This window comes from Azospirillum sp. TSH64, assembly GCF_003116035.1.
GTDB lineage: Bacteria > Pseudomonadota > Alphaproteobacteria > Azospirillales > Azospirillaceae > Azospirillum.
In genome coordinates this window covers 2409169-2435900 of the sequence record NZ_LGQW01000015.1, presented here as the reverse complement: position 1 = coordinate 2435900, position 26732 = coordinate 2409169, and the positions used below count along the sequence as shown (strand labels likewise).

The following is a 26732-nucleotide window of genomic DNA, read 5'->3' as shown; positions in this document are numbered from 1 at the left end:
TCACGTCGATAGGAGGCATGTGGACGGGCAGCAATGCCTGAAGCTAAGCCTTACTAATCGCTCGATCGGCTTGATCTCACCGGGCGCCATGCACAGCGGTAAGCCGCTTCATGGACGATCTGAAGACGCATCCCGTCACTTGAAACTCGATTTTATCGCGACCATCGAAAAGGCCGCCTTCCTTGTGGGAAGGCGGCCTTTTCGCGTCTGGAGTTTGGGCTCTCCGCCTACTCGCCCAATCCCTTGAAACCCATGTCGCTGTCGGCGATGGTGACGAACCAATTCTTCGGATCGCCCACCGTGCCGGCCAGCTCGGGCTGATCGAGCGCCGGCCGCACCATCATGCGGGTCGGCGTGCGCAGGCCGTTCTTCAGGCAGAGGAAGCCCATCATCGACAGCGGCCGGGCCGCTTGGGCGTTCAGCGTCCGGCACATCAGCGCGACCATCCCTTCCCGGCGCGCAAGTTCGGTCATCAGCGAGAAGGCCGCCATCAGCCAGCCCGGCCGGGCCAGATAATCGCAGACCACGCCGACCGGCTCTCCCTTCCAGTGGTCAACCCGGAGCACGACATAGGCCAGAACGGTCTCGCCGCGCATGACGTAGAAGCGGCGGAAGCGGTCGGCCTGGGGGGACAGGTCGAAGCGCCAGTTCAGGAAAGCCCAGTCGCGCCGGGCGATCACCGGATGCTGTGGCGACGCCGCCTCCCAGAGGTCGTCGACGCGGTAGTCGAAACGGTCGATCTCGACCAGCCGGGCGCCGAGCAGCTTGGCCGAGAGTCCGTAACCCATCGAGGCAGACGCCAGCGCCGGCTTGCCCACCCTGGCGACCAGCTTGGCCAGCCCGCCGCCATAGGGGCTGACGCGCAGGCAGCGCAACGGATCGATCACCCGCAAATATGTGGGCACATTGCCGAGGTCGAGCCAACCGCCGCGCTTGTAGGACTTGTAGGCGGCCTCCGTCATCGACAGCGACACGGCGAGATCGCTGGCTCCGGTGTGGGTTTCCGATAGGGCGGGGCCGACGCCGCGCAGGCGCCATTCCGGGGCGACCATCAGGTCGATCGCCCAGGAGGCCCGGCGGTTGCGCTCCCCCACTTTCAGGGTGAAGGGGATGCCGCCCTGTTGCCCGACCACCACACCGTTCCGCTTGCACAGCCAGAGCTGCGGGCCTTCATGCTCCCGCTCCGGCGGTTCTTCGAACAGCCAATGGAAGTGGTCTGGACACAGCTGGATTGCTTCGGCTCCGAAATGCGTGCGCTGGAATGCCTCCAGGGAGGCGTGATCGCCCGGTTCATACCGGGCGACGCCACGTTGCTTCCAGTCGATGACGCTCATGCCTCATCCCCGACGGACACCGGCTGCACCAGATGGGCATCGCGCAGGATGCGGGCGGAGGTGCGGCGCTTGGCGGTGATGTCCTTGTAGACGCGGTGGACCTGCTGGACGGTCAGGTTCAGCGCCTCCGCGGCTTCCTCCTCGCTGGCGCCGCGACCGTAGGCGCAGAGCGCCAGATCGAGCTTGTCGTAAGGCAGGGCGTAGTAGAACTCCTCCTGCGACTGCGGCAGCGTGTAGGTGTCGGTGCTGGGCGACTGCGCCTGGATTTCCGCCGGCAGGCCGAGATAGGCGGCCATCTGGTAGACCTGCGACTTGTAGAGGTGGGCGATCGGCTTGAGATCGGCCAGACCGTCGCCGCCGCGCACGAAGAAGCCCAGCTCATATTCCAGCCGGTTCGGCGTGCCGAGCACGGCATAGTTCAGGCGGTCGGCATGGGTGTATTCGACCGTCTTGCGCATGCGCTGCTTCAGGTTGGTGGCGGCGACGACGTCGAGATAGACGTCAACCGGCATGCGGCTGGTCTGGCGCTCGCCGTCCGGCGATTCGACGGTCAGGGTGAAGTAGTTGACGCGGTCGGCGTCCAGCAGGTTGCCGGCCAGACCGATCTTCTGCTTCCAGCCCGGACCGAATTCCGGGAACAGCCGGCGGATGGCATTGTCGCGCCGCTCGTAGCAGCCGAGTGCCTCCAACGGGCCGGTGATGTTCTCCATGACGGGCGTGACGCCGAGATGCTCACAGAGCAGGGTGCCGAGGCGGGTGCTCTTCGGCGAGTTTTCCTTTTCCGGCATCAGGATGCACAGCACGCGCTCCGGCCCGAGGGCGCGGACGGCGAGCGTGGCGCAGACCGAGCTGTCGATGCCGCCGGACACGCCGAGCACGATGCCCTGGCGGCGCAGATCATGGGCGACGATGCGTTGGATGGCGTCTTCGATCTCGCGAGCCGCGGCCGCGCAATCCAGATCGAGGGCCTTGGAGTCGAACGAGGTGAGGGCGTTCAGCATGGTCACGGTTCCCAATGGGGGTTGATGCATCGTCGGTCAAGAAAGGGCGCGGCGATCAGGCCGCGGTGGGCTGAGGTGTGGCGGTCCGGGCGTTGCCGGCCAGATCCTCCAGCACGTGAATTTCGGTGCGGTCCAGGGCGGCCCGCTGCTCGCGGATGCTCTGGGGCAGTTCGTCGTGGACGTACCGGGCCAGCATCTGCAGGGTCAGCGTGCCGACCAGCGCCATCTCCTCCCGCTCGCCGGCCATGCGGCCGTTCTGGCGGTGGGCCTTGTCGGCCAGGGCGGAGACGGCCGCGGCGTCGGTCAGGCCGTAGCGGGCGAGCGCTTCCGGCGACAGCAGGTCGCGGACATAGTCCGGAGCGCCGTCGCCGAACAGGGCCGTGGTCATCGGCGCCCGGTAGGGCCGCTTCGGTCTTTGGAAGATCTCGGCCGGCAGATGGCGGGCGGCGAGCCGGCGCAGGGCCAGCTTGTCGCGCAGGCCCAGCATCTTCACCCGGTCCGGCAGGGCGGCACAGAGGTCGTCCACCGCCGGGTCGAGGAAGGGGTAGCGGACCTCGATGCTGTTGGCCATGGCGACGCGGTCGCCCTGGGCCGACAGCAGGTAGGGGGTCATGAAGGTGGCGATCTCCGCCCACTGGCTGCGCGCCAGCGGCGACCAGCGCGACCAGCCGTCCGGCAGATGGGCCGCCACATGCGCCTCGAAGGCGGCATCGTCGGCGGTCGCCTGGACATCGGCGGACAGCAGGCGCTGCGACCAGCCGGTGTTCCGCCAGCGGGTGCGGTGGGCGTAGAAGGTCTCGTCCGTCTCCATCATCCCGCGCTTGAAGAAGGCCTGCCACAGCGGGCTGTCCTTCTGGCCGTTGACGGCGGCGAAGGGATGGACGCGGCCCAGCAGCTTCGGCCGCGCCTTGCTGTTGGGCTGACGCGCCCAGAAGCGGCGGACCTTGTCCTCCTTGAAGATGTCGTAGCCGGCCAGCCACTCGTCGGCGCCTTCGCCGGACAGCACCACGCGGATGCCGCTCTCGCGCACCAGACGCGCCAGCAGGAACAGCGGGGCGGGGGCGGTGCGAACCAGCGGCGTTTCGCCATGGCGGATGACGTCGGGCAGGGCGGCCTGGATGTCCTGCGGGCTGCAGAGGATGTCGTGATGCTCGGTGCCGACATGGCCGGCGACCAGCCGCTGCTGCGGCGTTTCGTCGAAGCCGGCGTCGGTGAAGCGGACGCCGAAGCTGTGCATGTGGGTGGTGTCGAGCTTGCGGGCCAGCGCCGCGATCACCGAGCTGTCGAGCCCGCCGCTGATATAGACGCCGACCGGCACATCGGCGCGCAGCCGCAGGCGGATGGCGTCGAGCAGCTTCTCCTCCAGCCGGTCGGCGGCCTCGTCCAGCGAAAGCTTGGCCAGCGACGGATCGGTCGCGAAATCGGGCTGCCAGTAGCGGTCGACATGCAGGGCCAGCGTGGAGTCGACGCGGATCGCGGTGGCGGCCGGCACGCTCTCCACGCGCTCGAACACGCTGCCGTGCGGCGCGGTGCTCCAGTGGGTGAAGACCTGGGCGAGGCGGGCCGGGTCGAAGACCGGAGCCACCCGGCCGCCGCCGAACAGCGACTTGGCTTCGGACGCGAAGACCAGATGATCGCCGCGGCGGGCGTAGAACAGCGGCAAAATGCCCAGCCGGTCGCGGACCAGCCACAACTCGCGCTTGGTGGTGTCCCACAGGCAGATGGCGAACTGGCCGTTCAGCTTGGCCCAGGTGGCGGGGCCGTATTCCTCGAAGGCGTGGACGATCACCTCGGTGTCGGTCTGGGTGTAGAAGCGGTGGCCGCGCGCCTCCAGCTCCCGCCGCAGTTCGACATGGTTGAAGATTTCGCCGTTGAAGCTGATCCAGAGGGTGCGGTCCTCGTTGTGGATCGGCTGGAAGCCACCGGCCAGACCGACGATGCTGAGCCGCGCATGGGCAAGCCCGATCCGGTCGTCACGGTAGAAACCGTAACCGTCCGGGCCGCGATGGCCCAGCATGGCGATCATGCGCTTCAGCTCGTCCAGACCGGCCGGTTCGGCACGCGATCCTGCGAGAACTCCGGCGACACCACACATGAGCGTGCTCTCTGTCCTGGGGTGGGTAGTGTTCGTGGTGGTGTTCTGTATCGGGAGCGTTCCGCTCCCGTCCTGCCCCGTCCCCGCTACGCGGGAGAGCGGATGGATGCCGCGGCCGGACGTGCCGGCTTGCCGGTTTCCTCCACCAGTTCCGCTCGCCGGATTTTGCCGGAGTCGGTCTTCGGCAGGCTGTCGCGGAACTCGATGAACTTCGGCACGAGGTGGCTTTCCAGACGGCCGCGGCAGTGCTGGCGGATCGCCGCGTCCGACAGGGCCGCATTGTCACGGGCGACGAGGAAGGCCTTGACCGCCAACCCGTCGGCATCGTCGGGAACGCCGATCACGCAGGCCTCCAGCACGCCCTCCAGCTCGTACAGGGCGTTCTCGACCTCCTTGGGGCTGACCTTCTCGCCACGGCATTTGAAGACGTCGTCCTTGCGGCTGACGAAGTAGAGATGCCCCTCGGCGTCCTGTGTGAACAGGTCGCCGGTGAACAGCAGGGTCTCGCCCTGCGGGCCGCGGCGCAGGCGACGGGCGGTCTCCTCCGGCCGGTTCCAGTAGCCGCGCATCACATTGGCGCCGCGCACCACCAGCTCGCCGACTTGGCCGGGAGGAAGGCGGCTGCCCTCCTCGTCGGCTACGAAGGCTTCGCAGTTGGGGATGGCGCGTCCGACCGAAGCCGGCTTCAGGTCCAGTTCTGCAGGGTCGAGCGTGCTAATCCGCGTGCAGCACTCGGTCATGCCGTACATGGAATGGAAGACGGCCTGGGGGAAGCGCTCGCGCAGCCGGCGGAGATGGGCGGCCGGCAGCGGGGCCGCGGCGTTGGTCAGATAGCGCAGGCTGCCAAGATCGGCGGTCTTCGCCGCTTCCAGCCCCAGCAGGGTGGAGAAGACGGTCGGCACGCCGGGCAAGCCGGTGACGCGGTGCTGCACCATGCGCTTCAGCATTTCCATCGGGAAGGCGAAGGAACGCTCCAGCACCAGGGTGAAGCCGATGCGGGCGCCGGTCAGCACCTGGGACAGGCCATAGCCGAAGGTCAGCGGCAGGACGCACATCACCACGTCGTCGGGGGTGTTCCCCAGATAGGTAGAGATCGCCCAGCTGGTGTTGACGTAGTTGGCGTGGGTCAGCATCACGCCCTTCGGCCGGCCGGTGGTGCCGGACGTGTACATGATGGCCGCCAGGTCTTGGTCTATCAGGCCCGGTTCGGCCGGTTGCCGGTGCGGAGCCGCCACCGCGTCGGCATAGAGCAGGCCGGTGGCACCGTCGGGCAGGCCGGCGCCCACCCACAGCACCGTCGGCTGCGTCTCTACCGTCTCCAGCGCGGGCAGGACCTGCCGGGCCAGAGCTGACGGCGCGATCAGGACCCGGATGCCGGCGTCGGCCAGCAGGTAGGTCAGCTTGTCGGCCTTGGTGGAGGGATTGACGGGCACGAACACGCCGCCGGCCTTCAGCGTGCCGAACAGGCCGGCGACATATTCGATGGAGTTCTCCAGCATCACCGCGACGCGGTCGCCGCGCGCGATCCCCGCCGACTGGAGCGCGCAGGCGACGGCGTCGCTTTCACGGTCCAATTCGGCAAAGCTGCGGCGGGCATCCCCGGCGATCAGCGCGGTGCGGGAGGGATCCCGCTTGGCCGTTTCGCTGAGGAACTGGTGAACAAGATGGGCCATGGTGGTGTCCTTCTTCGCCCGTCTTCGGTGCCCGTCTCTTGGCCGCTCGCCCTGGCGATCCTGCCGGATCAGGCGGCGTTGCGCAGTTCCTGCTTGCGGCCGACGAAGGCGGCGATGCGCTCCACCGATTCCAGGTTGTCGGCGACCATGTCGTCGTCATCCACGGCGATGCCGAAGCGCTCTTCCAGGAAGGCGACGACGTGCATGATGCCGGTGCTGTCGATGATCCCCGATTCCAACAGGGATTCGCTGTTGTCGAAGCCGGAGTCCTTGCCGAGCAAGAAATTCTCCACGATGAAGGCGCGGATTTCCGGCAGGGCGGGAGCGGTCAGGGTCGTGTCGGTCAGTGTGGCGGTCCGCATGTCTCTGAAAACTCCTGCTGGGTTCGGTCGACTTGGGGTGTCGTAAAGGGGGGTGTCGTAACGGGGGTTCGGTCGGTTTGAACGGGGAGCCGGGTGTTCGGCCGGGACGCTGTTGGGGGTAGGTCCGGCTACCCCCTGTCATGTGTCCCGCTGTTTTCCGGCTCCTTGTTCTCGCATCCGCCTGATATGCAATTTTATTGTGATGCTCGCGGTGGTTTGCGAGGGCTCAAAGGATAGGAGTGGATTGAAGTCTGTGGTTAGCCACTCTGTTGTCCCGTAATAGAGCTTGTCGCGGGACGCTTGACGTTCGGCTTGGCGTCGGCGCTCAGGGTCATACGCCTGCCGACTTCGGCTTTACCATCGAACCTGTCCATTCGGGCGTTGCCCCATTGGCCGAATCGCCGGTGCCCGCGGCCTTGCGCTTGCGCAGCCAGGCCGGGATGCCGGTCAGCTGGACGCTCAGCCACTCCACGGTGGCGTCGTCGGACACCGGGAAGGCCTTCAGCCGCAGGGGATCGCTGGAGGCGTCGTTGAAGCCGGGATCGATGGTGCGGGCGGTGCGGTAGCCGGCACGCCGGATCTCCTCCACCTCGCGGTCGCTGAAATCGCCGTTGGGGAAGGCGAAGTGCCGGCAGGACCGGCCCAGCGCCTCCTCCAGCTCGGCACGGCACAGGGCGATCTCGTCGGAGCAGCGGTCGTCGTCGCATTGCAGAAGGATCGGATGGGTGCGGGTGTGGGCGCCGTAATCGGCGACATCGGTCATCCGCGCGATCTCGTCCCAGGTCATCGCCTGACGGTCGTCGCCATCCTTGTCGGGATCGTTGCCGGCCTCGGCCAGCAGGCGGCGGCGTTCCGGGTCGGGCACGCGCTTCAGCCGCTCCACCCCGATGCCGTCGGCGGCGGCGGTCTTCCACCAGTAGGGGCGGCCCGTGCCGACGATCTGGCTGCACAGGTAGATGGTCGGGCGCAGGTCGAATTCGCGGAACAAGGGCGCCAGCGCCGTGTTGTTCCGATGCCCGTCGTCGAAGGTGATGACCAGCGGATAGTCCGGCAGCTTGTCCCAGCGGCCGGTCTCCATCGCGGTGGCGACGGCATCGAGCGTGGTGAAGCCGTAATGCTTGGCGTACCAGCGCAGATGCTCGCGCAGCACCTCCGGGGCCGGATCGTGGTAGACGACGATGGTGACCGCGTTCCGCGCCTTCAGGAACCGCTGCATCGCACCGAATCCCGACCAGCGCACCAGATTGGCAATGGCGTTTTTCATGGTGCCCCTTCCTTCATGTCGATACTCCCGGTCCTGGCTGGGTCAGCCTGAACCGGGAGAGTTCTGCCGCTTTTCGGGTCAGCCGGTGGTGCTCTTCGAATGGCCTGCCGGTCCGGCGGCCGGAACCGGGCCGGCGGGAACGGCGGGCGATGCGCTCAGGCTGCCGCGCGCGTTGCGGCGATAGATCTCCAGCAGCCGTTCGCGGAACACGGCGACGTCAAACTGGCGCTCCCACCGCGCGCGGGCACCGGCGCCGAGGTTGCGACGCAGGGTGCGGTCGTCGATCACCCGCGCCAGCGCATCGGCCAGCGCGGCCGTATCGCCCGGCGGAACGAGCAGTCCGGTCTCCCCGTCGGCAATGGCGTCGGGGACGCTGCCGACCGGGGTGGCGACGATGCTCAGCCCCTCCGCCATCGCTTCCAGGACGGACATCGGCAGGCCTTCGAACATCGAGGGCTGGACCAGCACATGGGCGCCGGCCAGTTCGCGCCGGCAGCCGGCCTGATCCAGCCAACCGGTGAAGCGCACGCGGTCGGCGATGCCCAGTTCCGTCGCGAGGCTGCGGTAGGTCTCCAGATCGCCGTCCCCGGCGATGGTGACCTGCCAGTTGCGGTCGCGGCAGGTGGGAGACGCCAGCGCGTTCAGCAGGACGTCGATGCCTTTCAGCTTGATCAGCCGGCCGAGGAACAGCAGGCGGACCGGACCGGCGAAGTCTTCCTCCGCATCGTCGCGCACCGGCGGCGATGCCGGACCCGGCACGGCGTTGTGGAGCAGGGTGGTGCGCTGCCGCGCCTCCGGCCCGAAGGCCTCGGCCACCCAGTCGCGCCAGAACTCGCCCAGCACGACGATCTCGCTGGTCATCGCCATCATGCGGCGGATCGCCCAGCGCATCACCGGACCGGCGTCCTTGAACTGCTTGGGGAAGCGCCCGCCATGCAGATGCAGGATCACCGGCACGCCGAAGGTGCGCGCCATGGCGATCAGGATGCCCTTGCGCAGGACACTGCCGTATTCCGCCATATGGATGTGCACGAGATCGGCCTTGCCGGCGGCGAAGCAACCGGCAAGCCGCGCGGTCGCCCGCGCGAAATAGAGGGGCATCAGGTGGAATTTGCCGGGGCCGTAGCTGTCGATCACCTCGAACTTCACGTCCGGGCAATTTTGCCGGAAGTCGGTCGTGAAGTTGTCGACCACACGGCCCATTCCGCCTTTCTCCTGGGTGCCGCCGGGGGAGACGATATAGATCATGTCCGCTCCTGATCCTTTCCCGGCCCGCCTTTCCTGCGTTGCGCCCCGGCTTTTACCGTGTGACGTCCGTCTTTCGACGGCTGCGGCGGGCTTGTTATGTTTTCGGCCTCTGGTCCTTGCCGGCCCGACGATCAGGCCGTGACAGGTGCGTCGCGGTGCGGCCGATGGGCTGCCGCCCTTTGGAACGCGTCGCGGCCGGAGGCCGGGCGGCGTTCGCGTGCAAGTTTACGCGATGCAGCATCCGTACGCTGTGGAGCGACCGAACGGGTTGGCCTGCCGGTATGGTTACCCAACCTGTGCATGTGCGTCTCCCTTTCGGCTATGCCCGCATTGATTGTTTTCTAACCCGATCATCGACATATGGGTGACCATGGCCTACCGCCGTTTCGATGCGGCGGCGGCCGATCCGGCCAGCTTGTCCAGGTCCCCGGAAAGCTCGACGGCGCCGCGGTCCAGCTCCTGGTAGATCGCCAGAAGCGACTTGGCGTAGGCGTCGATGACGAACTGTTTCAGGAACAGGCGGCGGCCGTTCTCGGCGAGCCGGCGATAGAGGTCCGGGTCGTGCCCGACCTCGACGACGGCATCGGCGAGCGCGCCGGGGTCGTTCACCGGGATGATCCGGGCGGTTTCGCCGTCGGTCAGCACCTCCGGGATCGATCCCACCGGCGTGGTGATGACCGGCAGCTGCGCCGACAGCGCCTCCAGGATCACCATCGGCAACCCTTCATGGGTCGAGGGCAGCAGCAGCATGTCGTGCGACCGGATGTGCGCGTGCGCCTCCTCCCGGCCGATCCAGCCCAGGAAGCGGCATTCCTCCGCCACTCCCAGCTCGGCTGCCATGGCGCGGTAGCCGTCGACGTCGCCGCCGCCGCCGATGGTCACCCGGAAGGGCTGGCCGCGCTGCTTCAGCAGCGCACAGGCGCGCAGCAGCGAGCCGATGCCCTTGCGCTCGGACAGGTTGGCGAGCACCAGCAGGGACAGGACGGTGCCCGGCTCCGGCGCTGTCCGCGTGCCGAGATCGGCACCGACATCCGGCACGGCGTTGTAGAGCACCCGGATCTTGCGGGGGTCGGTGCGGACCGACTGGACCAGGAAGTCGCGCCAGTTGTCGCCCAGCACCACCACCCGGCCGCAGCGGTTGAACAGCCAGCGGCTGATGCCGCGGGCGAACATGCCGCCTTCAAAGAACTCGACGAAGGAGGCGCCGTGCAGGTGGACGACTGTCGGGCAGGACATCAGCCCCGACACCAGCTGGACCGCCGCCTTGCGCAGGAAGCTCGCACGCTCCGACACGTTGATGTGCACGACAGAGGCCCGGCGGCGGGCGAGGATCCAGCCCAGCCTTGCCAGTGTTACGCCGAGATATAAGGGTGACAGCAGAACGCTACCGGTACCGCGGGTGTCGAGGATGATGGAGCGGGTCGTGCCCGACCTGTCGAACTGGTCGACCACATAGCCCGTCATGCGGCCGATGCCGCCGCCGCCGTCGAGTGCGCCCGGCGTCGCGAACACGACGACGGTCCGGGTGGGCGCATCCGGTTGGCCGGTGGGGGTGCGGATGTCGTTGGTGCTGTCCATAGGCGTCGGGGTCCTTTTCGTGCTCAGGCAGCGTCGGACGCGGAGAACAAGGCCTGCCGCAGGCGGCGGCGCAGGCCGACCGGCATCAGCGAATGCATGGTGAAGGTGGCGAGCGCCATCGGCGTCGGCTGGCCGTCGCGCAGCGCCGAATTCAGGATCCGCCAGCGCGTGCCGGCGGTGCGGGCCGCCTGCTCGCCGCCGGTCGCCTGCAACAGCAGGCTGGCATAGGCGCGCGGCGACAGGTGGTCGCGCATCGACTCGGCCCATTCCAGCGCCTGGTTGATGTTGTGGCAGGTCGACAGCGTGACGCGGTTGTTCTCCTCGGTGTAATGGACGGCCATCACGTCGGGGATATGCACCAGCGCCACGCCGTCGATCCGGCCGCAGGTGATCAGCCATTCCCAATCGTCGAAGCGGGATTTGGGGACCGGGTTGCGCAGCAGCAGCGCCTTGGGCGCCAGCAGCGTGGTGGTCGGGGCGAAGGTCTCGCCCTTGAACAGCCCGCGGCGGACGAACAGGTAATCGCCGATGGCGTCGGCCGGGGTGGCCAGACGCCGGGGCCAGGCGAAGGTGCCGCGGGCGGTCACCACCTGGCAGCGGCAGCTGACGATGGGGAAGCGGATGCCGGCCGGGCGGCCCGCCATCTGCAACTCCACCTTCTCCGGCATCCAATGGTCGTCGTCGTCCAGGAAGGCGATCCAGCCGCCGCGTGCGGCGCGCACGCCGATATTGCGGGCCTCCGCGGCGCCGTGGTTCGTCTCAAGCTCCATCACGGTCAGCCGCGGATCGGCCAGCGTCGCCAGATGCGAGGCGGTGGCCGGATCCGGCCCGTCGATCACCACGATGACCTCGAGGTCGCGATAGGTCTGGTCGAGAGCGCTGCGCACCGCCCGCATCACCATGTCCGGGCGGTTGCGGGTGGGGATGACGACGGTAACCTGTTCGTTGGTCACCTGATCTTCGATCGCCTGTTCGCTGTTTGCCGGGCGGTTGCTGCTTGCCGGCTGATTCTTCGGGCTCATGGGTCTGCCTTCGGTCGAAGGGAAATGGGAAAGGTCGCAGGGGACGGGGGGCCGGAGCGCCCCGCCGCTAGTGCCGGGACAGGGGGCCGGGATAGGGGCCGGCATAGGCGGTCCGCCCGGCGTAAGCGGGGGAGGGCGCGGTGGCGGCGGCGTTCCGGCGCAGGCGGTGCTCTTCGGCTGCCCGGTCGTTCAGCAGGCGCTGCCAGCGGCTCTGCTGGATCAGCCGGACGACGGCGATGGTGGCGATCACCCAGTTCATCGAATGGCGCTCGGCGAACACGCTCTCGGACACCGAAACCGCCAGCAGGGCGCAGCCGACGGCGAAGGCCCAGGCGGCCTCGGGCCGGCTGTTGCCGTAGCGGGCGGCGAAGAAGCCCTGGAACAGCATGCGGCCCAGCACCGCCACCACCAGCGCCACACCGACGAGACCGAGGTCGAGCGTCAGCTCCAGCCAGCCGCTGTGGGCCGAGGTGATGCCCCAGTCACGGGTGAAGCTGGAGCCCGGTCCGTTGAAGCCGGACCAGTAGGCGGCATAACCGTAGCCTTGCAGCGGCCGCTCACCGACCGAGTGGACGATGTGTTCCCACAGCACGGTGCGGCCGGTCAGGGTCGGGTCGCGGCCCAGCGCATAGAGCACGTCGTACCAGAAGGTCGCGCCGGCGGTGACCATGATCACCAGCAGGGCCAGCAGCAGCGCCATGGTGGGCGCGAAGTTGCGGATGCTGCCGCGCAGCATGGTGGTCGACAGCAGGGCCACCGACACCAGGAGCGAGGTGACGAGGCCGGTGCCGGACCGGCTCATCACGATCAGCAGCATCGCCAGCAGGATCAGCGGCCGGGTGAGCCAGCGGCCCATTTCCTTCTGCCAGTCCAGCCAGACCAGCGCCAGAACCAGCCAGACCATCATTCGGCCGGTCACGTTCTTCTGGAAGAACACGCCCTTCCAGGCGCCGACATGCTGCGCGCTGTCCAGGCCGATGGCCGGCATCGCGAAGATCATGAAGAAGGAGACGAACATCAGGAACGACAGCCCGACCACCAGCAGCCGCATGATCTCCGGGAAGCGGAAGCGCAGGGCGAGCCAGATGCCGAACACCGTCGTGAACATGAAGGCGATCGACCGGCGCAGCGTGATGTCCGGGAACAGCGACCACAGCGCGGTCAGGAAGGCGAAGGCGATCATCGCCGTCAACGCCGGGCTGGCGAAGGGTATCTGGAAGGCGATTGACGGCCGCAATGCGATGGCGGCCAGCACCAGAACGTAGAGACCGCCATACAGGATGGTGACGCCGGCCGATTCCAGATCGCCCGCCAGTGGGTCGCCGCCGGTCAGCATCAGCGGAAGCACCGAGCCTCCGAAGGCGATGATGCCGATGACGGCGATGCTTTTTTCCAGAAAATCCAGGATTTTCATCGGCTTTCCCTTAGGCTGCCGTACCGTGTTCGGCTGTGCAGCACTGAAGATGCGGACGACACCCCACATCTCGTAGCCGGGCGGTGGCATTAGACCGAAGGAGGCCAAGCCCGAAAGAGGTAGCCGCTTTCGCGCTTCCCCCTCCCTTTGCCGCCCGAAAAAGGGAATGGATGCTGAGTTTCCAATAAAAAGACCCCCGCGCGAGTGGCGCGGGGGTCCGGCTGGCATCCGGTTCGGGTGGGGTAGGGTTACGACCCGTCGCCCTTCAGGACCATCACCGCGGTCTTGCACAGGATGAAGAAGTCGAACAGCAGGCCGCAGTTGCGGACATAGAAGACGTCCATCGACACACGCTCCTGGAAGGTGGTGCGGTGGCGTCCCGACACCTGCCAGTAACCGGTCAGGCCCGGACGGACGGTGCCGATCACCGCGGCGGAGTCACCCACCTCCGGCAGTTCCTTCGGCATGTAGGCGCGCGGGCCGATCAGGCTCATGTCGCCCATCAAGATGTTCCACAGCTGCGGCAGCTCGTCGAGCGAGGTCTTGCGCAGGAAGCGGCCGAGCGGGGTGATGCGCGGGTCGACCGTCAGCTTGTGGTAGGTCATGTACTCTTCACGGGCGACCGGGTCGTTCGCCAGCAGATGCTGCAGCTGCTCTTCCGCATCGACATGCATGGAGCGGAACTTCAGCAGGTCGAAGGTCTGCTTGCCGCCGGCCCAGCGCTTCTGGCGGAACATCACCGGGCCGGGGCTGTCAAGCCGGATGGCGACGGCAAGGCCCAGCATCAGCGGCGCCACCAGGACCAGCAGGATCGCCGACAGGACGATGTCCATGGCGCGGCGGATCCGCAGGTAACCGGTCGGCGGACGGACGCTGACGCGCAGGGCCAGCGAACCGTGCAGGTTGTGGTACGTCGCGTCAACGGCGCTGACGTTGCCTTCGCCCAGCACGCAGTAAACCTGGCGGAAGGGCAGGGTGCGGACCAGGCCGGTCAGGTCGCTGCCGTGGCGGCCCATGTCGGCGACGATGGCGGCGCTGGCCTGGCCGGCGACGGCGGGCGACTTTGCCAGCAGTTCCACCGGACCCATCACCGGCAGGCCGGCGACGCGGGTCTGCCACAGGCTGTCGTCGTCATCGACGAAGCCGACAGGCCGCATGCCGAGCCAGGGCAGGCGCTGCAGCTTCTCGGCGATGGCGGCACCCTGCGGGCCGGCGCCGACGATCATCACCGGGGTGCGCCAGTCCAGCGCGCTGGACAGCAGGCCCTGGATCAGCAGCAGGTCGGCGACATAGGTGACCGCGAAGCCCAGCAGCGCGATCGACAGCGCTTCCACGAAGAAGGAGCGGAAGCCCTCCATCACGATGAACGGCACCGCCAGCACGGCGCAGCACAGAAAGGCCGCCTGAAAAGTCCGTCTCGTGCGTTCCATGTAGTCGAAGCGTCCGAGCGTGTAGATGCCGAACACCGACTTCACCAGAGGCACCAGCATCAGGCCGGTCACCAGCGACCGCTGCCAGGCGGCGGCTTCCATCGGCTCGGTCAGCGCATCGGCGCCGAGGAAATGGTTGAGCGTCCACCCCACCAGGGCGAGGACCAATCCATCCGAGAGTGCAAGCAGCAGCCCGGGGGCGATCGTGGGGATCGTCGCCTTTTTCGCCGAGGTCAGATCGATGACCACTTCTGGGTCCAGTTTGCTCATCGCAGGTCCCGTGGTTGAAGGGAATGCCAGCCACCGCACGGCCATTCGTGCGGATGGTCGCTCGTCATCAGCGTCTCTTGGGATTCGGCCGGTCTTTACTTTGCTGCGCCCCCGCATCGGCAGGTGCGCATTTATGTAAAGAACACTCTTTCATGATTTTGGTCGGCCGATCCGCTGTTCGTTGAGGACGAATTAGGATGAGGAAGCTCGGCCAGCAACAGTGCATACGGACGTTGATTTCGCGTCCGCGATACCACCGGTGTTTCGAAGGGTACGGGGGGCCGAATATTAATGGGGATACTTTCGGATGCCGTCCCCAGCGGGGATAGCGTTTCGGGTTAACGGCAAGGTGGTGCCGCACCCCCGACGGCACCCGTGATCGCCGCAATTTTTAGGTATATGCCACGGAAATCTCCCCCGACCGGGCGGAAAGCGGCAGCGCGAACGGGGGTGATCACCGAACTTGCGGGGTGGGCCCGCCAGCCGGATCGACCGAAGGGAGCGCCGGAGCAATTCCGAGCGGGGAGGTGGCGCGAACGCACCCTTGCCTGTTGCAGGGCGCAAGAGGCAGCGTGCGAACTTGCCGGAAAGCATACTCGGAACGTCCAGGATGTCTGACCGAAGCCGTGCTGACTAGCACCGAAGAGTGTTCCCGTCGCTTCAAGGCCGAATTGACGCTGTCCCGACCTCCGCCAAGATTTGGCGCGTTCTTCTTCCTTATCTGCGCCCGTGCGGCACGCCCATGAGAAGCGGGTCCATGCGACATGGACCCATGCGACAGGGCGGACGCGATGCTCTCCCCAGCAGGCGAGACCGGAAGAAGAAGCGGATTACAGGGGGCGAAGGAAACCGGATGGCTGTCGAAGCTGGTACGATCATCAAACATGGCTGGATGTTCATGGTGGCGAACGTGGTCAACCGCGCTGCGGGACTGCTTCTGCTGCCGCTCTATGCGAAGGTCCTGTCACCGGCGGAGTTCGGCGTCTATGCCCTGATCAGCGTCGTCGGCGACATCGTTGCGGTCATGCTGATGATCGGCATGATCAACGCCTTCACCGTCGTCTATTTCGAACATCCCGACGACCGCAGCCGGTCCCGCGTGGTCAGCACCACGATGATCGGTCTGTGGGCCGCCTCGCTGGCGCTGCTGGCGGTGGCCCTGCCGGCCGGCTGGGGCGCCAGCGACCTGCTGTTCGGCGGCACCGACCAGGGGCCGATCATCGCCTTCGCCTTCGCCGGCATCGCCTTCAGCGCCGTGTTCGAGCTGGCGCTCGCCTATTACCGGGTCCACAAGCGGTCTGGCACCTGCCTGCTGATCTCGGTCGGCAAGGCGGTGGGGCTGATCGGCCTCAACCTCAGTTTCCTCCTGGTGATGGATCTGGGGGTGACCGGCATCTTCCTGGCCAACGCCATCACCTTCGTCGGGCTGGGCATCGCGCTGACGGTGGCGATCCTGGCGGCCAACGGCGTCGGCTTCTCCTTCGGCATCCTGAAGCGGGTGACGGTGCTGGGCCTGCCCTTCATGCCGCAGACCATGCTGGACATGGGCAACCAGTTCGCCATGCGCTATCTGGTCAATCTGCTGATGGGCGTCGCGGCGGTCGGCGTGCTGTCCTTCGGCCTGCGGCTCGCCACCATGCTCTACATGTTCCTGACCGCCTCCTTCCTGCAGATCTGGTCGGTCAGCCGGATCGAGGCGCAGGACAGCACCGCCGGGCGCGACCAGTCGGAATTCGTCTTCTACCTGTTCGTCGTGCTGCTGTCGGCGGCGGCGCTCGGCATGGCGCTGACCGCGCCGGAGGTGCTGTGGCTGATCGCCTCGAGCGAGTACGAGACGGTTCTGCCCTGTATGCCGCTGCTGGTGCTGGCCTATGTCGTCCATGGCGTGCGCATGCATGCCGAGGTCGGGCTGGTGAAGACCAAGAAGGTCGGCGTGCTGCCGGCGATCTCACTGGGCGGGTTGGCCGTCGGCACGCTGGTCATGGCGGTGACGCTGGGGCCGCTCGGCCTGATGGGCGGTGCCATCGGCGTGCTGGTGCGCGAGCTGGTGATGCTGGGCGCCACGGAGGCGATGTGCCGCCGTCTCAGCCCGAACGAGCCGCCGCTCAGTGCGCTGCGGGTGACGGGCATCCTGGCGCCGGCCGCCATCGCCTATCTGGCCGGCCTCGCTTTGTTCGGGTTCGAGGTGAACCCGACCTTCGCCGCCGCCAAGGTCGGGCTGACCATGCTGTTCGCCGTCGCCGCCCTGTTCGGGCCCAGCTTCGGCAAGGCCGACCGCGCCATGCTGTTCCGCATGACCGCCCGATTTCGTCGCCGGCCCCAGACGGCTTGAGAGCCGCTCGGACAACCAGCGTGAGAGCCAGCCCGACAGCCGGCGTGACAATGCTTGAACGGAGAGGATGACACCGCGATGCAGGACGCTCCGCACTACACATTTCGGCAGACGGTTGCGGCGGACGCCACCCGTTACGGCGGGGGCTCCGGCCTCGGGGCGGTGCTGAAGCTGCTGGCGGGCAACCGCATGTTCCGGGTGACCTTCACCCTGCGCAGCTGTCAGGCGCTGAACCGGATGGGCGGGCCGCTGGGGAAGCCGTTGCGCAAGCCGCTGCTCGCCGCCTGCCGGCTGCTGCACCGTTGGACGCAACATTCCGCCGCCATGGATCTTCCCTGGGAAACCCAGGTCGGACCGGGGCTGCGCATCCTGCACGGCTGGGGATTGGTGGTGAACGCCAGTGCCCGGATCGGTGCCAACGTCACCCTGTTCCACGGCGTCACGCTGGGCCAGAAGGACGACTTGCTGCCCACCGGCCGCGTCACCCATTACCCTGAGCTGGGTGACGGCGTCTGGGTCGGGCCGCATGCGGTGGTGATCGGCGTCAGCATCGGCGAAGAGTGCATCGTCGCCGCCTCCTCCGTCGTCACCAAGCCGATGCCGCGGCGCAGCGTGGTCGCCGGCAACCCCGGCAAGGCGGTGGCCGAGGTCACCATTCCCGACATCCCGCATCCGGCCCAGGTCGGGCGCGCGTCGGCCATGATGCCCGGCACCGCCACCTCGCCGATGCCGGGCTGACCCGCCATTTTCCATCCCTGGAAACGGAGAAGGGGTCCGGCAGCAATGCTGACGGACCCCTTCTCCTTCAGGCATTCACCCGGCCGGACGAACCGGACAGGTCAGGCGGCGTGCGCCAGGCTGCTGTCGGTCGTGTGCAGGTCGTGATAGGTGTCGAATGTGACGCCGATCACTTCATGGCTGGCAAGACGCTGCATCGTCGCCAGGTCGGTGGCCGCAGCCACGGCGGCGGTGGTGTCGGCCGTGTCGTTGGCGGTGCTCATGGTGTGGGCCAGCAGGTCGGCCGAGCTGAGCGAAGCGGCGGCGGCCTTGGCAGCCGAGGCGTCGATGATCGTGCCGGTGCCGGTGGCGTCGGCGATGGTCGCGGCGGTGGCGTTGGAGATCTTCAGGCCGAAGGTCTCGTTGCCTTCCGTCACGCTGTCGCTCAGCACCTTGACCGTCACGGTCTTGCTGGTTTCGCCGGCGGCGAAGGTCAGCTTGCCGCTGGTGGCGGTGTAGTCGGAGCCGGCCTTGGCGGTGCCGTCCACCGTGGAGTAATCCACCGTGACCGGGGTGCCGGAGGCGGACGACAGCTTCACCGTGAAGGTGGCGTTGGCGGTGTTGGCGGTGGTGGTCGGGGTATCGAACACCGCACCTTCCATGGCGCCCTTCACGATGGCGGCCTTGGTCGGGTTGATGGTCTTGTAGTCGTCCATCAGCATGCCGCCGACGTCACCCGATTCCGGCGTCCAGGCCCAGAAGGTCCAGCTCATCCCCTTGTCGCCGGCCGCGATGTCGCTCTTGCCGTCCAGGTTCCAGTCGCCGTTCAGGTACTTGGCCATGGTCTTGGCCCAGGTCTGCTCGGCGGAGCTGGTGAACTGGCCGCCCCATTCGCCCAGCAGGATCGGCGCGGTATCGTTCTTGTACAGGTATCCCCACATCTTGTCGTACTGGGCCGGCAGGTTGTTGGGGTAGTTCGGATCGTTCAGCCAGCTGAACTGCCCGACGCTCTGGCCGTAGGCGTGCGGCGAATAGACCAGCTTGTTGGGGGTGTCGAAGTGGATCGGGCGCGCCTGCGCACCGGCCAGCGTGCTGCTCCATTCGGTGCCTTCGACGAACAGCAGCCAGTCCTTGTTCACCGTCTGGATGGCGTTGCCGATGCGCTCGGCGGCCGAGGCCCAGTCGGTGGCGGCGCTGCCGCCCCAGGTGGCGCTGACGCTTGGCTCATTGTGAAGGTCGGCGCCGATGACGGTCTCGTTACCGGCATAATGCTTTGCCAGCATCTTCCAGTTGTTGATCACCGTCGATTCCGGGTGCTTGTCGGTGTACCACAGCCCGTGTTCGTTGGTTCCGGCGCCGCCGTCGTTGCGGTGGTGGTCGAGGATCACCTTCATGCCGAGCTTGCCGGCATAGTCGATGACCTTGTCATAGACCTGCAGGCGGGTCAGGCCGGCCAGATCCGGGTTCTTCGAATAGTCGATGCCGTTCGTCACCGCGGTGCTGTCGAACATCTCGTCCGACATGGTCAGGCGGATGGTGTTGAAGCCGACCGACTTCATCTTCTCCAGGTGGCCCTGGTAGCTGTCGGCCCACAGGCCGGCGGGTACGTAGTTGTAGCCCTCGCCACCGAACCAGTTCACGCCGGTCAGGCGGACGGTGTTGCCGGCCTCGTCGACGATCTGGTTGCCCTGGGTGTGCAGGAAGCCCTGGATGCCGCCGGCGGTCTTGGTGCCGGTCGGCTCCGTCACCGTCACATCGCTGACCGACAGGCTCGGCTGGGTCGGCGTGGTGGGGTTGGACGGGTTGGTCGGGGTGGTGGTGCTGCCGGCGAACCAGGACTTGTCGGCCTTCACCTCCATGGTGCCGTTCCACCACATGGCCTGCTGGCCGGCGACGACGTCCTTGCCGTCCAGGGCGCCCTTGTCGATCGACACGATGCTGTCGGTCGGGTTCACGGCGTGGCCGCCGATGGTGATCTTGTTGACGTACAGGTTGCGGTCGACACCGTTGACCACAGCGTCGTTGTCGTACTGGATCTGGACCTTGTGGGCGACGTCGGCGCTGACATTCGCGTTGAAGGTGAAGTCCTTGGCGGCGGTGCCGGCCGTGCCTTCACCGATCATCTTGCCGTCGACCAGAACCTTGAAGTGGGCGTTCACGCCGCCGGCCGCATTGCCGTAGGCATTCACGACGATCGGCGTGCCGCCGGTGGTCGGGGTCGTCGGCGTGGTCGGCGTCGTGGGGGTGGTCGGAGTGGTCGGGGTCCCGGTGGAGCTGGCGAACATGTCCTTGGACATGTTGAAATCGAGCGAGCCGCTCCAGGACAGCATTTCGCGGCCGGACAGCGTGCCCTGACCTTCAGCGGCGTAGGAGACCGTCGAGCTGTTGGAAGCGATGGTCTTGCCGTTGACTTCGATCGACTTGACGATCAGGTCACGGTACATGCCGGCCTTGTCGGTCGACAGCCAGTCGTTGTCATAAACGACCTGGACCTTGTGGGCGACGTCGGGAGCCACCTTGGTGGTGAAGCTGTACCGGCCGGCGCTGGTGGAATTGACCGTCGCCTGGCCGACGGCAACGCCATCGACGAGGAATTTGAAATGCGGCCAGACTCCTCCGGCAGTCACACCCGAGGCATTGACGACGAAGGTCGTATCGACGGGGCTCGTTGCCATTGGAAGTATCCTCTTTTCCGTGAATTTCGCTGAAACCCAATCTGGCCGGAAAAGGTTAACGAGGTATTTCAAATTTTAGCGAAATGCGGCTCTAATGCCACTATCACTTGTGAAAAGAAAGAGACACGAAAAACCCCTTTGTCGATGCATTGCAGCAACAAAGGGGTTTGGTCTGTCTGTAAGTCTTTGATTTAGCGCTTTTTTGCAGCGCTCAAACGGGTATCACCTGGGCTTGTGGGCCACCACGAACACCTCGGGCCTGAACAGATAGAGCTGGCCAACCCTTCCGAGCTTGCGATTAAGGGTTAACGGCATCCGTCCCAAAAATGCCTCAACCAGCTTGGCATAGCCCAGGTAGGCGCGGCTGGCGAAATGCAGGTTCATCCGGCGGCGCACCGCCATCGGCAGGATGTAGACGGCCTCGACGCGGCCGAAGCCCGCCTGACGCAGCATCGCTTCCGTCTCGCCCCAGCCATATTCGCGCAGATGCATGCAGATCGGCTCGTTCAGGCCGAACACCTCCGACAGATCGGCCGGACCGGCGTATTTGTGCGGCATGCTGAGGATGTACTTGCCACCCGGCTTCAGGATGGTGCGGACATTCTCCATGTGGGTCAGGACGTCTTCCGGATGCATGTGCTCCACGACATGGGTGGAGATCACGCTGTCATAGCGGTCGGCCGCCTCGAAACGGGAGAGGTGGATGCCGTCGCTGTTCTTCCAGGTGACGTTGGAATCCTGTTCGATCCAGGTCGCACCGCGCTCGCGCGTCACCTCGGTGGCGACGCAGCGGTAGCCGTGGCGGGCGAGGTAGCGCAGAAGCCGGGCCTTGCCCGATCCCACCTCATAGACGTCCTGCGGCCCGCCCAGCAGGGTCAGGAAATGGCGGAAGTCGAGGTCGTCGTTGCGGGTGTGCGCATCGTCCTCCGCCTCGTTCAGCCACGGACAGCTGGTGTAGAGCGTCGTATAGGCCTGCTCGAACACGTCCCAGCGCTCGTCCGGCTTGCTGTCCAGCAGCTCGCGGGCAAGGCGACGCTCCAGATCCCAGTGGCGCTGCACCATCTCGGCCGTCAGCGGGTAGGTCGGCGAGAGGTGGAACTTCCGCCGGTAGCGCTCGACGAGCGCCTCGTCCGTCGCACGATCGGCGGGCAGGCGATCCATCGGCAATGTGTCGGCTGTGTTCTGCACGATCGACCTCTCCATCAGATGGGTACAGGACGCATTGAGGGACTCTAAACGGGAGCGGCACCGGACGCGCGCGCGCGAACGAGAAAGTGCGCGGGCCTATCGCAGGGGGTGGATGGCGCCAACGGCTTACCCCCGCGGCACGTCATCCGGAGCGCTGTCAGCCCGACCGCGCCTTTCCGGTGCGCGCCTTCTCCCGCAGCGTCTCCACCACCGCCGTGTAGAGCGGCAGGGGCCGGGACTCCTCGTCGTAGGGGGAGGGGTGAGCACCCAGATCCGGATGCTCCCGCGCGATGAAATTCAGGTCGGAGCGCAGGTGCCACCAGCACAGCTCCTCCACCCGCGCGTTGTCCAGCATGTCGGCCAGATACTGCCGGGCCAGCTGGGCCATCGCCCGGTCCTTCTCCGCCCGCGACCAGGAGCGGGGCAGGCGGGTCTCGTCCACGTCCATCTCCGTCAGATGGACGGACAGGCCCAACTTGTCGACCGCGCGGAGGAATTTGCGCATGCCGGCGCTGTCATAGGGCTTGCCGCCGATAAGGTGGCTTTGCAGCCCGATGCCATGGATCGGCACGCCGCGCTTGACCGCCCCGGTCAGCCAGTCGAGCAGATAGGCACGCTTGCGCTGCTGCCAGCCCTCGTCGATCTCGATGCCGAACTCGTTCAGCACCAGCTTCGCCTTGGGGAACGCCTTGTGCACATGGTGGAAGAAAGGATCGAGCCACTCCGGCCCCTTCTCCGCCCCGCCGGCCGCCACCCACCACATGCCGCGGCGGAAGCCGTAACGGTCCTGCTCCTTGGGATGGCTTTCCACCGTTTCCCAGAAGAAGACCTCGTTGGCGACATCGATGCGGTAGAAGACATCGCCGTAACGTTGCCGCACCGCCTCCACCACGCCGGTGAAGCGCGGCCAGACATTGTCCGCGCTCAGCGTGCCGTCCGGCGAGAAATAGGCGCTTTCCGAGATGCCCAGCTCCGCCTGCCGTCCGGCGGGAAGCTTCATGTAGGGCGGCATGCCCATATGCTGCCAGATGATCGTGTGCCAGTTGGGCGTGGCGCCGATGCCGCGCGCCAACTCCACCGCGGCGTCGAAGCGGCGCCAGTCGTAATTGCCCTCGGTGTGCTGGAAGACGCCCCATTTGCCGCCATTCTCCGGGGTGACGACGTCGCATTCGCGCGCCATCAGCCGGTCGAGCATCGGGTCTTCCGGATCGATGAAATGGTCGCGGGCGGCACCATGGCGGATGCCCAGCGCCCGGCAGGCCTCGCGCAGGGTCACCGCCGGCTCCGCCGCCTGCGGCTGGGTGGCGGCGGCTTCCGCCGTCGTCGGACCGCTGGCGCCGCGGCAGCTCGCCAGTACCGCACCGGCGGCGGCGGTCCACAGCAGGTCGCGCCGGCTGGGGCGCCATTTGGAAAGGCCGGGCTTCGGAGGCGTGATCATGGGGAGGGGCTTCTCCTCTGGTCGCGGTAGCCGGTCATGGAGAGGCCCCTCCCTCCGGGCGCCGCAGCGTCCGGAAGGAAAGGGCCTCTGGGTCGAAGGAGCTTCAGGTCACCCCGGCTTCCCGTTTACGGGGCGGTCCGCAGGGTGGTGTCGCCGTAGTACTTCCGGGTCGCCATGTAGCTGTTGTAGGGACCCTGGTAACCGCGCGAGGCCGCCTTCTTCAGGTTCACGTCGGTCATCACCGCGACGAACTTGCTGTGGTCGATCGGACCCAGGTCGGCGACCGCCTGCAGGTCGCTGGCCGTGGTGTGGCCCCAGCGGCTGACGAACAGGACCTTGGAGGCGGCGCCGCAGACGATGCGGGCATCCGACACGGCCAGTGCCGGGGCGGTGTCGAACACCACCAGATCGAAGTGCGGCGACAGGCCGGCCATCAGGTGGATCAGGCCGTCGACGTTGAAGCGGTCCAGCGTCTCCGGCATCAGGCGGCCGGCGGGGATCATCGCATAGGGCGCGTCCTCGCTGGTGTGGACGATCTCGTCCAGGGTGGCGGTGCCGGAAACCCAGTCCGACAGGCCCTTCTTGGCCGACAGGTTGAACAGTCCGTCGATGCGCGACCGGCGGAAGTCGGTGTCGACCACCACCACGCGGCGGCCGGCCTGGGCCGCGACCTGGGCGACGGCGAGGCTCATCGAGGTCTTGCCGTCCTGCGGGCGGGCCGAGGTGACGGCGATGGAGCCGACCGGACCCAGATCCGACAGGTGGTTGCGGAACAGGGCGCGCATCGATTCCGAGAACAGCGAGAACGGATGGTTCTGGAAGATCTGGTCGAGACGGCCGCGGGTGCCGCGGGTGGAGTGGTGCGGGACGATGTGGACCGTGCCCACGCCCAGGATGCGGCGGACGGCTTCCGGGGTGCGGATGCGGCGCTGGAACAGCTCGATGCCGAAGACGATGAAGATGGCGACGGCGAGCGAGGCGACGAAACCGGCCATCAGCATCAGGATGCGGAACGGACCCGACGGCTCATGCGGAACCTGCGGCGCCGAGACCAGCTTGACGGCGGTCGGGAAGGCACGGTTGTCCTGCTGGGCCTGCACCTCTTCCAGACGGCCGAGCAGGCTGTCCAGCAGCTGGCGCTTGGCCTGGGCCTCGGCCTCCAGCGTGCGCAGCGGAACCGCTTCCTCGGTCATCGTCTGATAACCGGTTTCCAGCTTGGCGATCATCGCCTTCAGGGCGTTTTCCTGCTCGATGGCGACGTTGGCCGCCTCGCGGACGCCGCCGATCTCGTGGCGGACCTCCTGCTGCAGCGAGGAGTTCGCCTCGTTCAGGCGGGCCTGGAGTTCCTGGATGCGCGGGTGCTTCGGACCGTACTGGCGCGACAGCTGGGCAAGCTCGGTGGAGATCGAGGCGACGGTGGCGCGCAGCTGGGCGACGACGGGCGAGGCGAGGCTGCCGCCGTTGCCGGCGCTGCGTTCCAGCGTCTGGGCCTGGGCGACGGCGCGGGCGCGGGTGGCGGCGGCCTCGGCCAGACGCAGTCGGGCCTGCTCAAGCTCGGTGGTGGCCATCAGGCCGTTGGTGCCGTTCTTGACCAGACCGGCCTTGAAGCGGACGGCGTCGACCTTGGTGTCGGCGGCGGCGACTTCCTTGCGCAGGGTGCCGATGCGGTCTTCCAGCCAGGCGACGGCGCTGGTGGACAGGTCGCGGTCCATCTGCTGGCGGGTTTCCATGTAGCGGCGGACGACGGTGTCCACCACCTTCTGGGCGATCTCGGGATCGCCGGCGGTGTAGCGGACCTGGATCACGCGCGACCGGCCGACGACGCCGACCTCGAGGTTGCGGCGCACGCGGTCGAGCACGCCGTCGATGCTGTCGGCGGCACGGGTCTCGCGCAGGTGGGTGTCCTTGGTCATGTTGTCGCCATGGGCCAGGACGGCCTGGACGACGCCCGGCAGTTCCGGACCGAAGACGGCATGGGCCTGCTCGCGCGTCCAGGCGGTGGCGCGCTCGACGAAGGGCTTCGTCTCGTCGGCCTGGACCGGCGGGTTGTATTCCTGGTTCGTCGCCAGCTTCAGGTCGGTGACGGCCTGGGACAGCACGGCGGTCGACTTCAGGATTTCGATCTCGCTGAGGATCGCGCCGTCTTCCGGCGTGATCGAGTTCAGCGCCTGGTCTTCCGCACGGACGACGCGGACCTGCCGGTTGTCGACCAGCAGAAGGGCTTCGGAGGTGTACTTGTCCTTCATCAGCGAGACGGCGAAGGCCGACAGGGCGGTCAGCGCCAGCACGATCAGGATGATCAGCGTCTTGTGCGCCGCCAGCACCCGCAGGATGAAGCGGAAGTCGGGGCCCATCGCCGGAGCGGGGCCGTCGAACTCACGCGGCGCATGGTGGCCGACCTGGGTGGGCCACGCCTGAGCCGGCAGGCCGCCATGGCTTCCAGGGCCGTGGCCTCCGTTGTTGATCTGGGGAAGGTTTTCCACGTCTCAAAGCTCCTTCTGGATAGGCGACCGCCGGATCGGTGACGGAGAGATCCGGGTGGAAGCGGGCGCTGCGGCGCCCGTCCCGCGGGTTCGGAGGGATGCGGCACGGCGAAGGCGATAAGTGCTCCAGGCGAAGCCGAAGGCACCGATGCAATAGCGGCGGAACAGGCGGCGGGGCTCCTGCGCCAGACGGAAGGCCCATTCCAGGCCGGAGCGCTGGACGGCCTCGGGAGCGCGCTTGAAGCGGCCCGCCAGGAAATCGACGATGGCGCCGCCGTTGACGATCAGCACCGGATGATCCAGCGCGCGCTTCAGCTCCGCGGCGACCTGCTCCTGCTTGGGCATGCCCATGGCGAGAAGGATCACGTCGGGGCGGTTGGCCCGCGCCTGGGCGATGTAATGCTCCACCGGGTGGAAGCCGTGCTGAAGGTCGGCATAGCGGTGCGGCGTCTCCGTCTCCAGTGCTGCGCGAGCGCGGTCCAGCCATGGGGTGGCCGTGCCGTAGATCGCGACCTTGCGGGGGCCGAGGGTCTTCAGCAGCAGCGGGATGAAGTCGGTGCCGTTCATGTTCAGGCCGGACGGCATGCCCAGCACCGGCAGAACCGCCTGCAACCCGATCCCGTCGCGCAGCAGCACGTCCGACGCGCCGAAGGCGGCCAGTGCCGCGTCCGACGTCATGCAGACGTTCAGCCCGTGCGCGTTCAGGAAGGACAGCACCGTCGGACGGTCGACCGCGCCCAGCCGTTCGATCAGGGCCCGGCGCTCGCCGTCGCTCGAAATGCACCGCATGCGCTCGATCAGTTCCAGGACCTCACGAGGGTTCGGCATGCGCATCTCCCAAAAAAATTGATCGGAACAAAGCGTTGAGCGTTACACGACCGATCTGGCGGCCGGTCCGGCTTGACCCGGTGCCGGGCCTGTCCGCCGGGCGGCGGCGGCTAACCCGTTGGGATCGGACCACCAAACCTGCGTGGCTCTATGTGGCCGTGCCTCCCCCCTTTTCGCACGGGCGAGATCGGAGAAACGGCGACGGAATCGAATTAGCCCGGGCTTGCTCCCATCGGGGGATTCGGCTTGCCGAATCGGCCGGTCAGACCCATAAAGTGAGGCCCCGGCCATAAAGAGAGACCCTGGCGCTCTATGGCTGTTGTCTGAGGGCAGGGCCTAACGGCCTTGCCGGACCGGCCGCCCGGCCGATATGACCGGCC

General features: G+C 67.0%; 18 protein-coding genes. 2 read left to right on the top strand and 16 right to left on the bottom strand.

From position 1 onward, the window contains the following. Window positions 1-227: 227 nt before the first annotated feature. The 11 genes from TSH64_RS12520 to TSH64_RS12470 form a co-directional block, all read right to left on the bottom strand. On the bottom strand, window positions 228-1334 hold the full coding sequence (locus TSH64_RS12520; protein WP_109445382.1) for a GNAT family N-acetyltransferase: 1107 nt from the start codon (window positions 1332-1334) through the stop codon (window positions 228-230). Next, window positions 1331-2335: an NAD(+) synthase gene (gene nadE / locus TSH64_RS12515; protein ID WP_098737746.1), complete on the bottom strand. Its 1005-nt coding sequence runs from the start codon at window positions 2333-2335 to the stop codon at window positions 1331-1333. Before nadE ends, TSH64_RS12520 begins: the two co-directional genes overlap by 4 nt. Before the next feature lie 55 nt (window positions 2336-2390). Continuing rightward, window positions 2391-4430: an asparagine synthase (glutamine-hydrolyzing) gene (gene asnB, locus TSH64_RS12510; protein ID WP_109445381.1), complete on the bottom strand. Its 2040-nt coding sequence runs from the start codon at window positions 4428-4430 to the stop codon at window positions 2391-2393. An 86-nt stretch (window positions 4431-4516) separates the two neighbouring features. Further along, entirely contained in the window at window positions 4517-6103 is a 1587-nt protein-coding gene (locus TSH64_RS12505; protein ID WP_109445380.1) for an AMP-binding protein, read from the bottom strand. Between the two features lie 68 nt (window positions 6104-6171). Further along, the gene (locus TSH64_RS12500) at window positions 6172-6465 is read right to left on the bottom strand and encodes an acyl carrier protein (protein ID WP_109445379.1); all 294 of its coding nucleotides are present in this window, start codon (window positions 6463-6465) and stop codon (window positions 6172-6174) included. A 331-nt stretch (window positions 6466-6796) separates the two neighbouring features. After that, window positions 6797-7729 carry a polysaccharide deacetylase family protein gene (locus TSH64_RS12495; protein ID WP_109445378.1) on the bottom strand — a complete coding sequence of 311 codons (933 nt, stop codon included), beginning with the start codon at window positions 7727-7729 and terminating at the stop codon, window positions 6797-6799. Window positions 7730-7807: 78 nt separating this feature from the next. Next, the gene (locus tag TSH64_RS12490; protein ID WP_211099162.1) at window positions 7808-8977 is read right to left on the bottom strand and encodes a glycosyltransferase family 4 protein; all 1170 of its coding nucleotides are present in this window, start codon (window positions 8975-8977) and stop codon (window positions 7808-7810) included. A 375-nt stretch (window positions 8978-9352) separates the two neighbouring features. After that, the gene (locus TSH64_RS12485; RefSeq protein WP_109445377.1) at window positions 9353-10555 is read right to left on the bottom strand and encodes a glycosyltransferase family 4 protein; all 1203 of its coding nucleotides are present in this window, start codon (window positions 10553-10555) and stop codon (window positions 9353-9355) included. A gap of 23 nt (window positions 10556-10578) precedes the next feature. Further along, window positions 10579-11577 carry a glycosyltransferase family 2 protein gene (locus TSH64_RS12480; RefSeq protein ID WP_109445376.1) on the bottom strand — a complete coding sequence of 333 codons (999 nt, stop codon included), beginning with the start codon at window positions 11575-11577 and terminating at the stop codon, window positions 10579-10581. Window positions 11578-11644: 67 nt separating this feature from the next. Further along, window positions 11645-12991, bottom strand: a complete 1347-nt coding sequence (locus TSH64_RS12475; RefSeq protein WP_109445375.1) for an O-antigen ligase family protein — start codon at window positions 12989-12991, stop codon at window positions 11645-11647. Window positions 12992-13239: 248 nt separating this feature from the next. Then, complete coding sequence (locus TSH64_RS12470) at window positions 13240-14691, bottom strand: exopolysaccharide biosynthesis polyprenyl glycosylphosphotransferase (protein WP_109445374.1); 1452 nt, start codon at window positions 14689-14691, stop codon at window positions 13240-13242. A gap of 853 nt (window positions 14692-15544) precedes the next feature. Here TSH64_RS12470 and TSH64_RS12465 point away from each other — a divergent pair. Next, window positions 15545-17023 carry an oligosaccharide flippase family protein gene (locus tag TSH64_RS12465; protein WP_109445373.1) on the top strand — a complete coding sequence of 493 codons (1479 nt, stop codon included), beginning with the start codon at window positions 15545-15547 and terminating at the stop codon, window positions 17021-17023. 78 nt (window positions 17024-17101) lie between these two features. Beyond that, complete coding sequence (locus tag TSH64_RS12460) at window positions 17102-17761, top strand: serine acetyltransferase (RefSeq protein ID WP_109445372.1); 660 nt, start codon at window positions 17102-17104, stop codon at window positions 17759-17761. 101 nt (window positions 17762-17862) lie between these two features. Here TSH64_RS12460 and TSH64_RS12455 read toward each other — a convergent pair whose 3' ends face one another. The 5 genes from TSH64_RS12455 to TSH64_RS12435 all read right to left on the bottom strand — a co-directional run bounded on the left by TSH64_RS12455 (window position 17863) and on the right by TSH64_RS12435 (window position 26352). Further along, window positions 17863-20415, bottom strand: a complete 2553-nt coding sequence (locus TSH64_RS12455) for a carbohydrate-binding domain-containing protein (protein WP_109445371.1) — start codon at window positions 20413-20415, stop codon at window positions 17863-17865. A 222-nt stretch (window positions 20416-20637) separates the two neighbouring features. Further along, window positions 20638-21603 carry a class I SAM-dependent methyltransferase gene (locus TSH64_RS12450; RefSeq protein WP_109445370.1) on the bottom strand — a complete coding sequence of 322 codons (966 nt, stop codon included), beginning with the start codon at window positions 21601-21603 and terminating at the stop codon, window positions 20638-20640. A gap of 157 nt (window positions 21604-21760) precedes the next feature. After that, entirely contained in the window at window positions 21761-23041 is a 1281-nt protein-coding gene (locus TSH64_RS12445; protein WP_109445369.1) for an endo-1,4-beta-xylanase, read from the bottom strand. A 125-nt stretch (window positions 23042-23166) separates the two neighbouring features. Beyond that, window positions 23167-25524 (bottom strand): polysaccharide biosynthesis tyrosine autokinase, encoded by a 2358-nt coding sequence (locus TSH64_RS12440; protein WP_109445368.1) that lies wholly within the window; start codon window positions 25522-25524, stop codon window positions 23167-23169. A gap of 3 nt (window positions 25525-25527) precedes the next feature. Continuing rightward, window positions 25528-26352 (bottom strand): WecB/TagA/CpsF family glycosyltransferase, encoded by an 825-nt coding sequence (locus tag TSH64_RS12435; protein ID WP_109452584.1) that lies wholly within the window; start codon window positions 26350-26352, stop codon window positions 25528-25530. Window positions 26353-26732 lie beyond the last annotated feature (380 nt).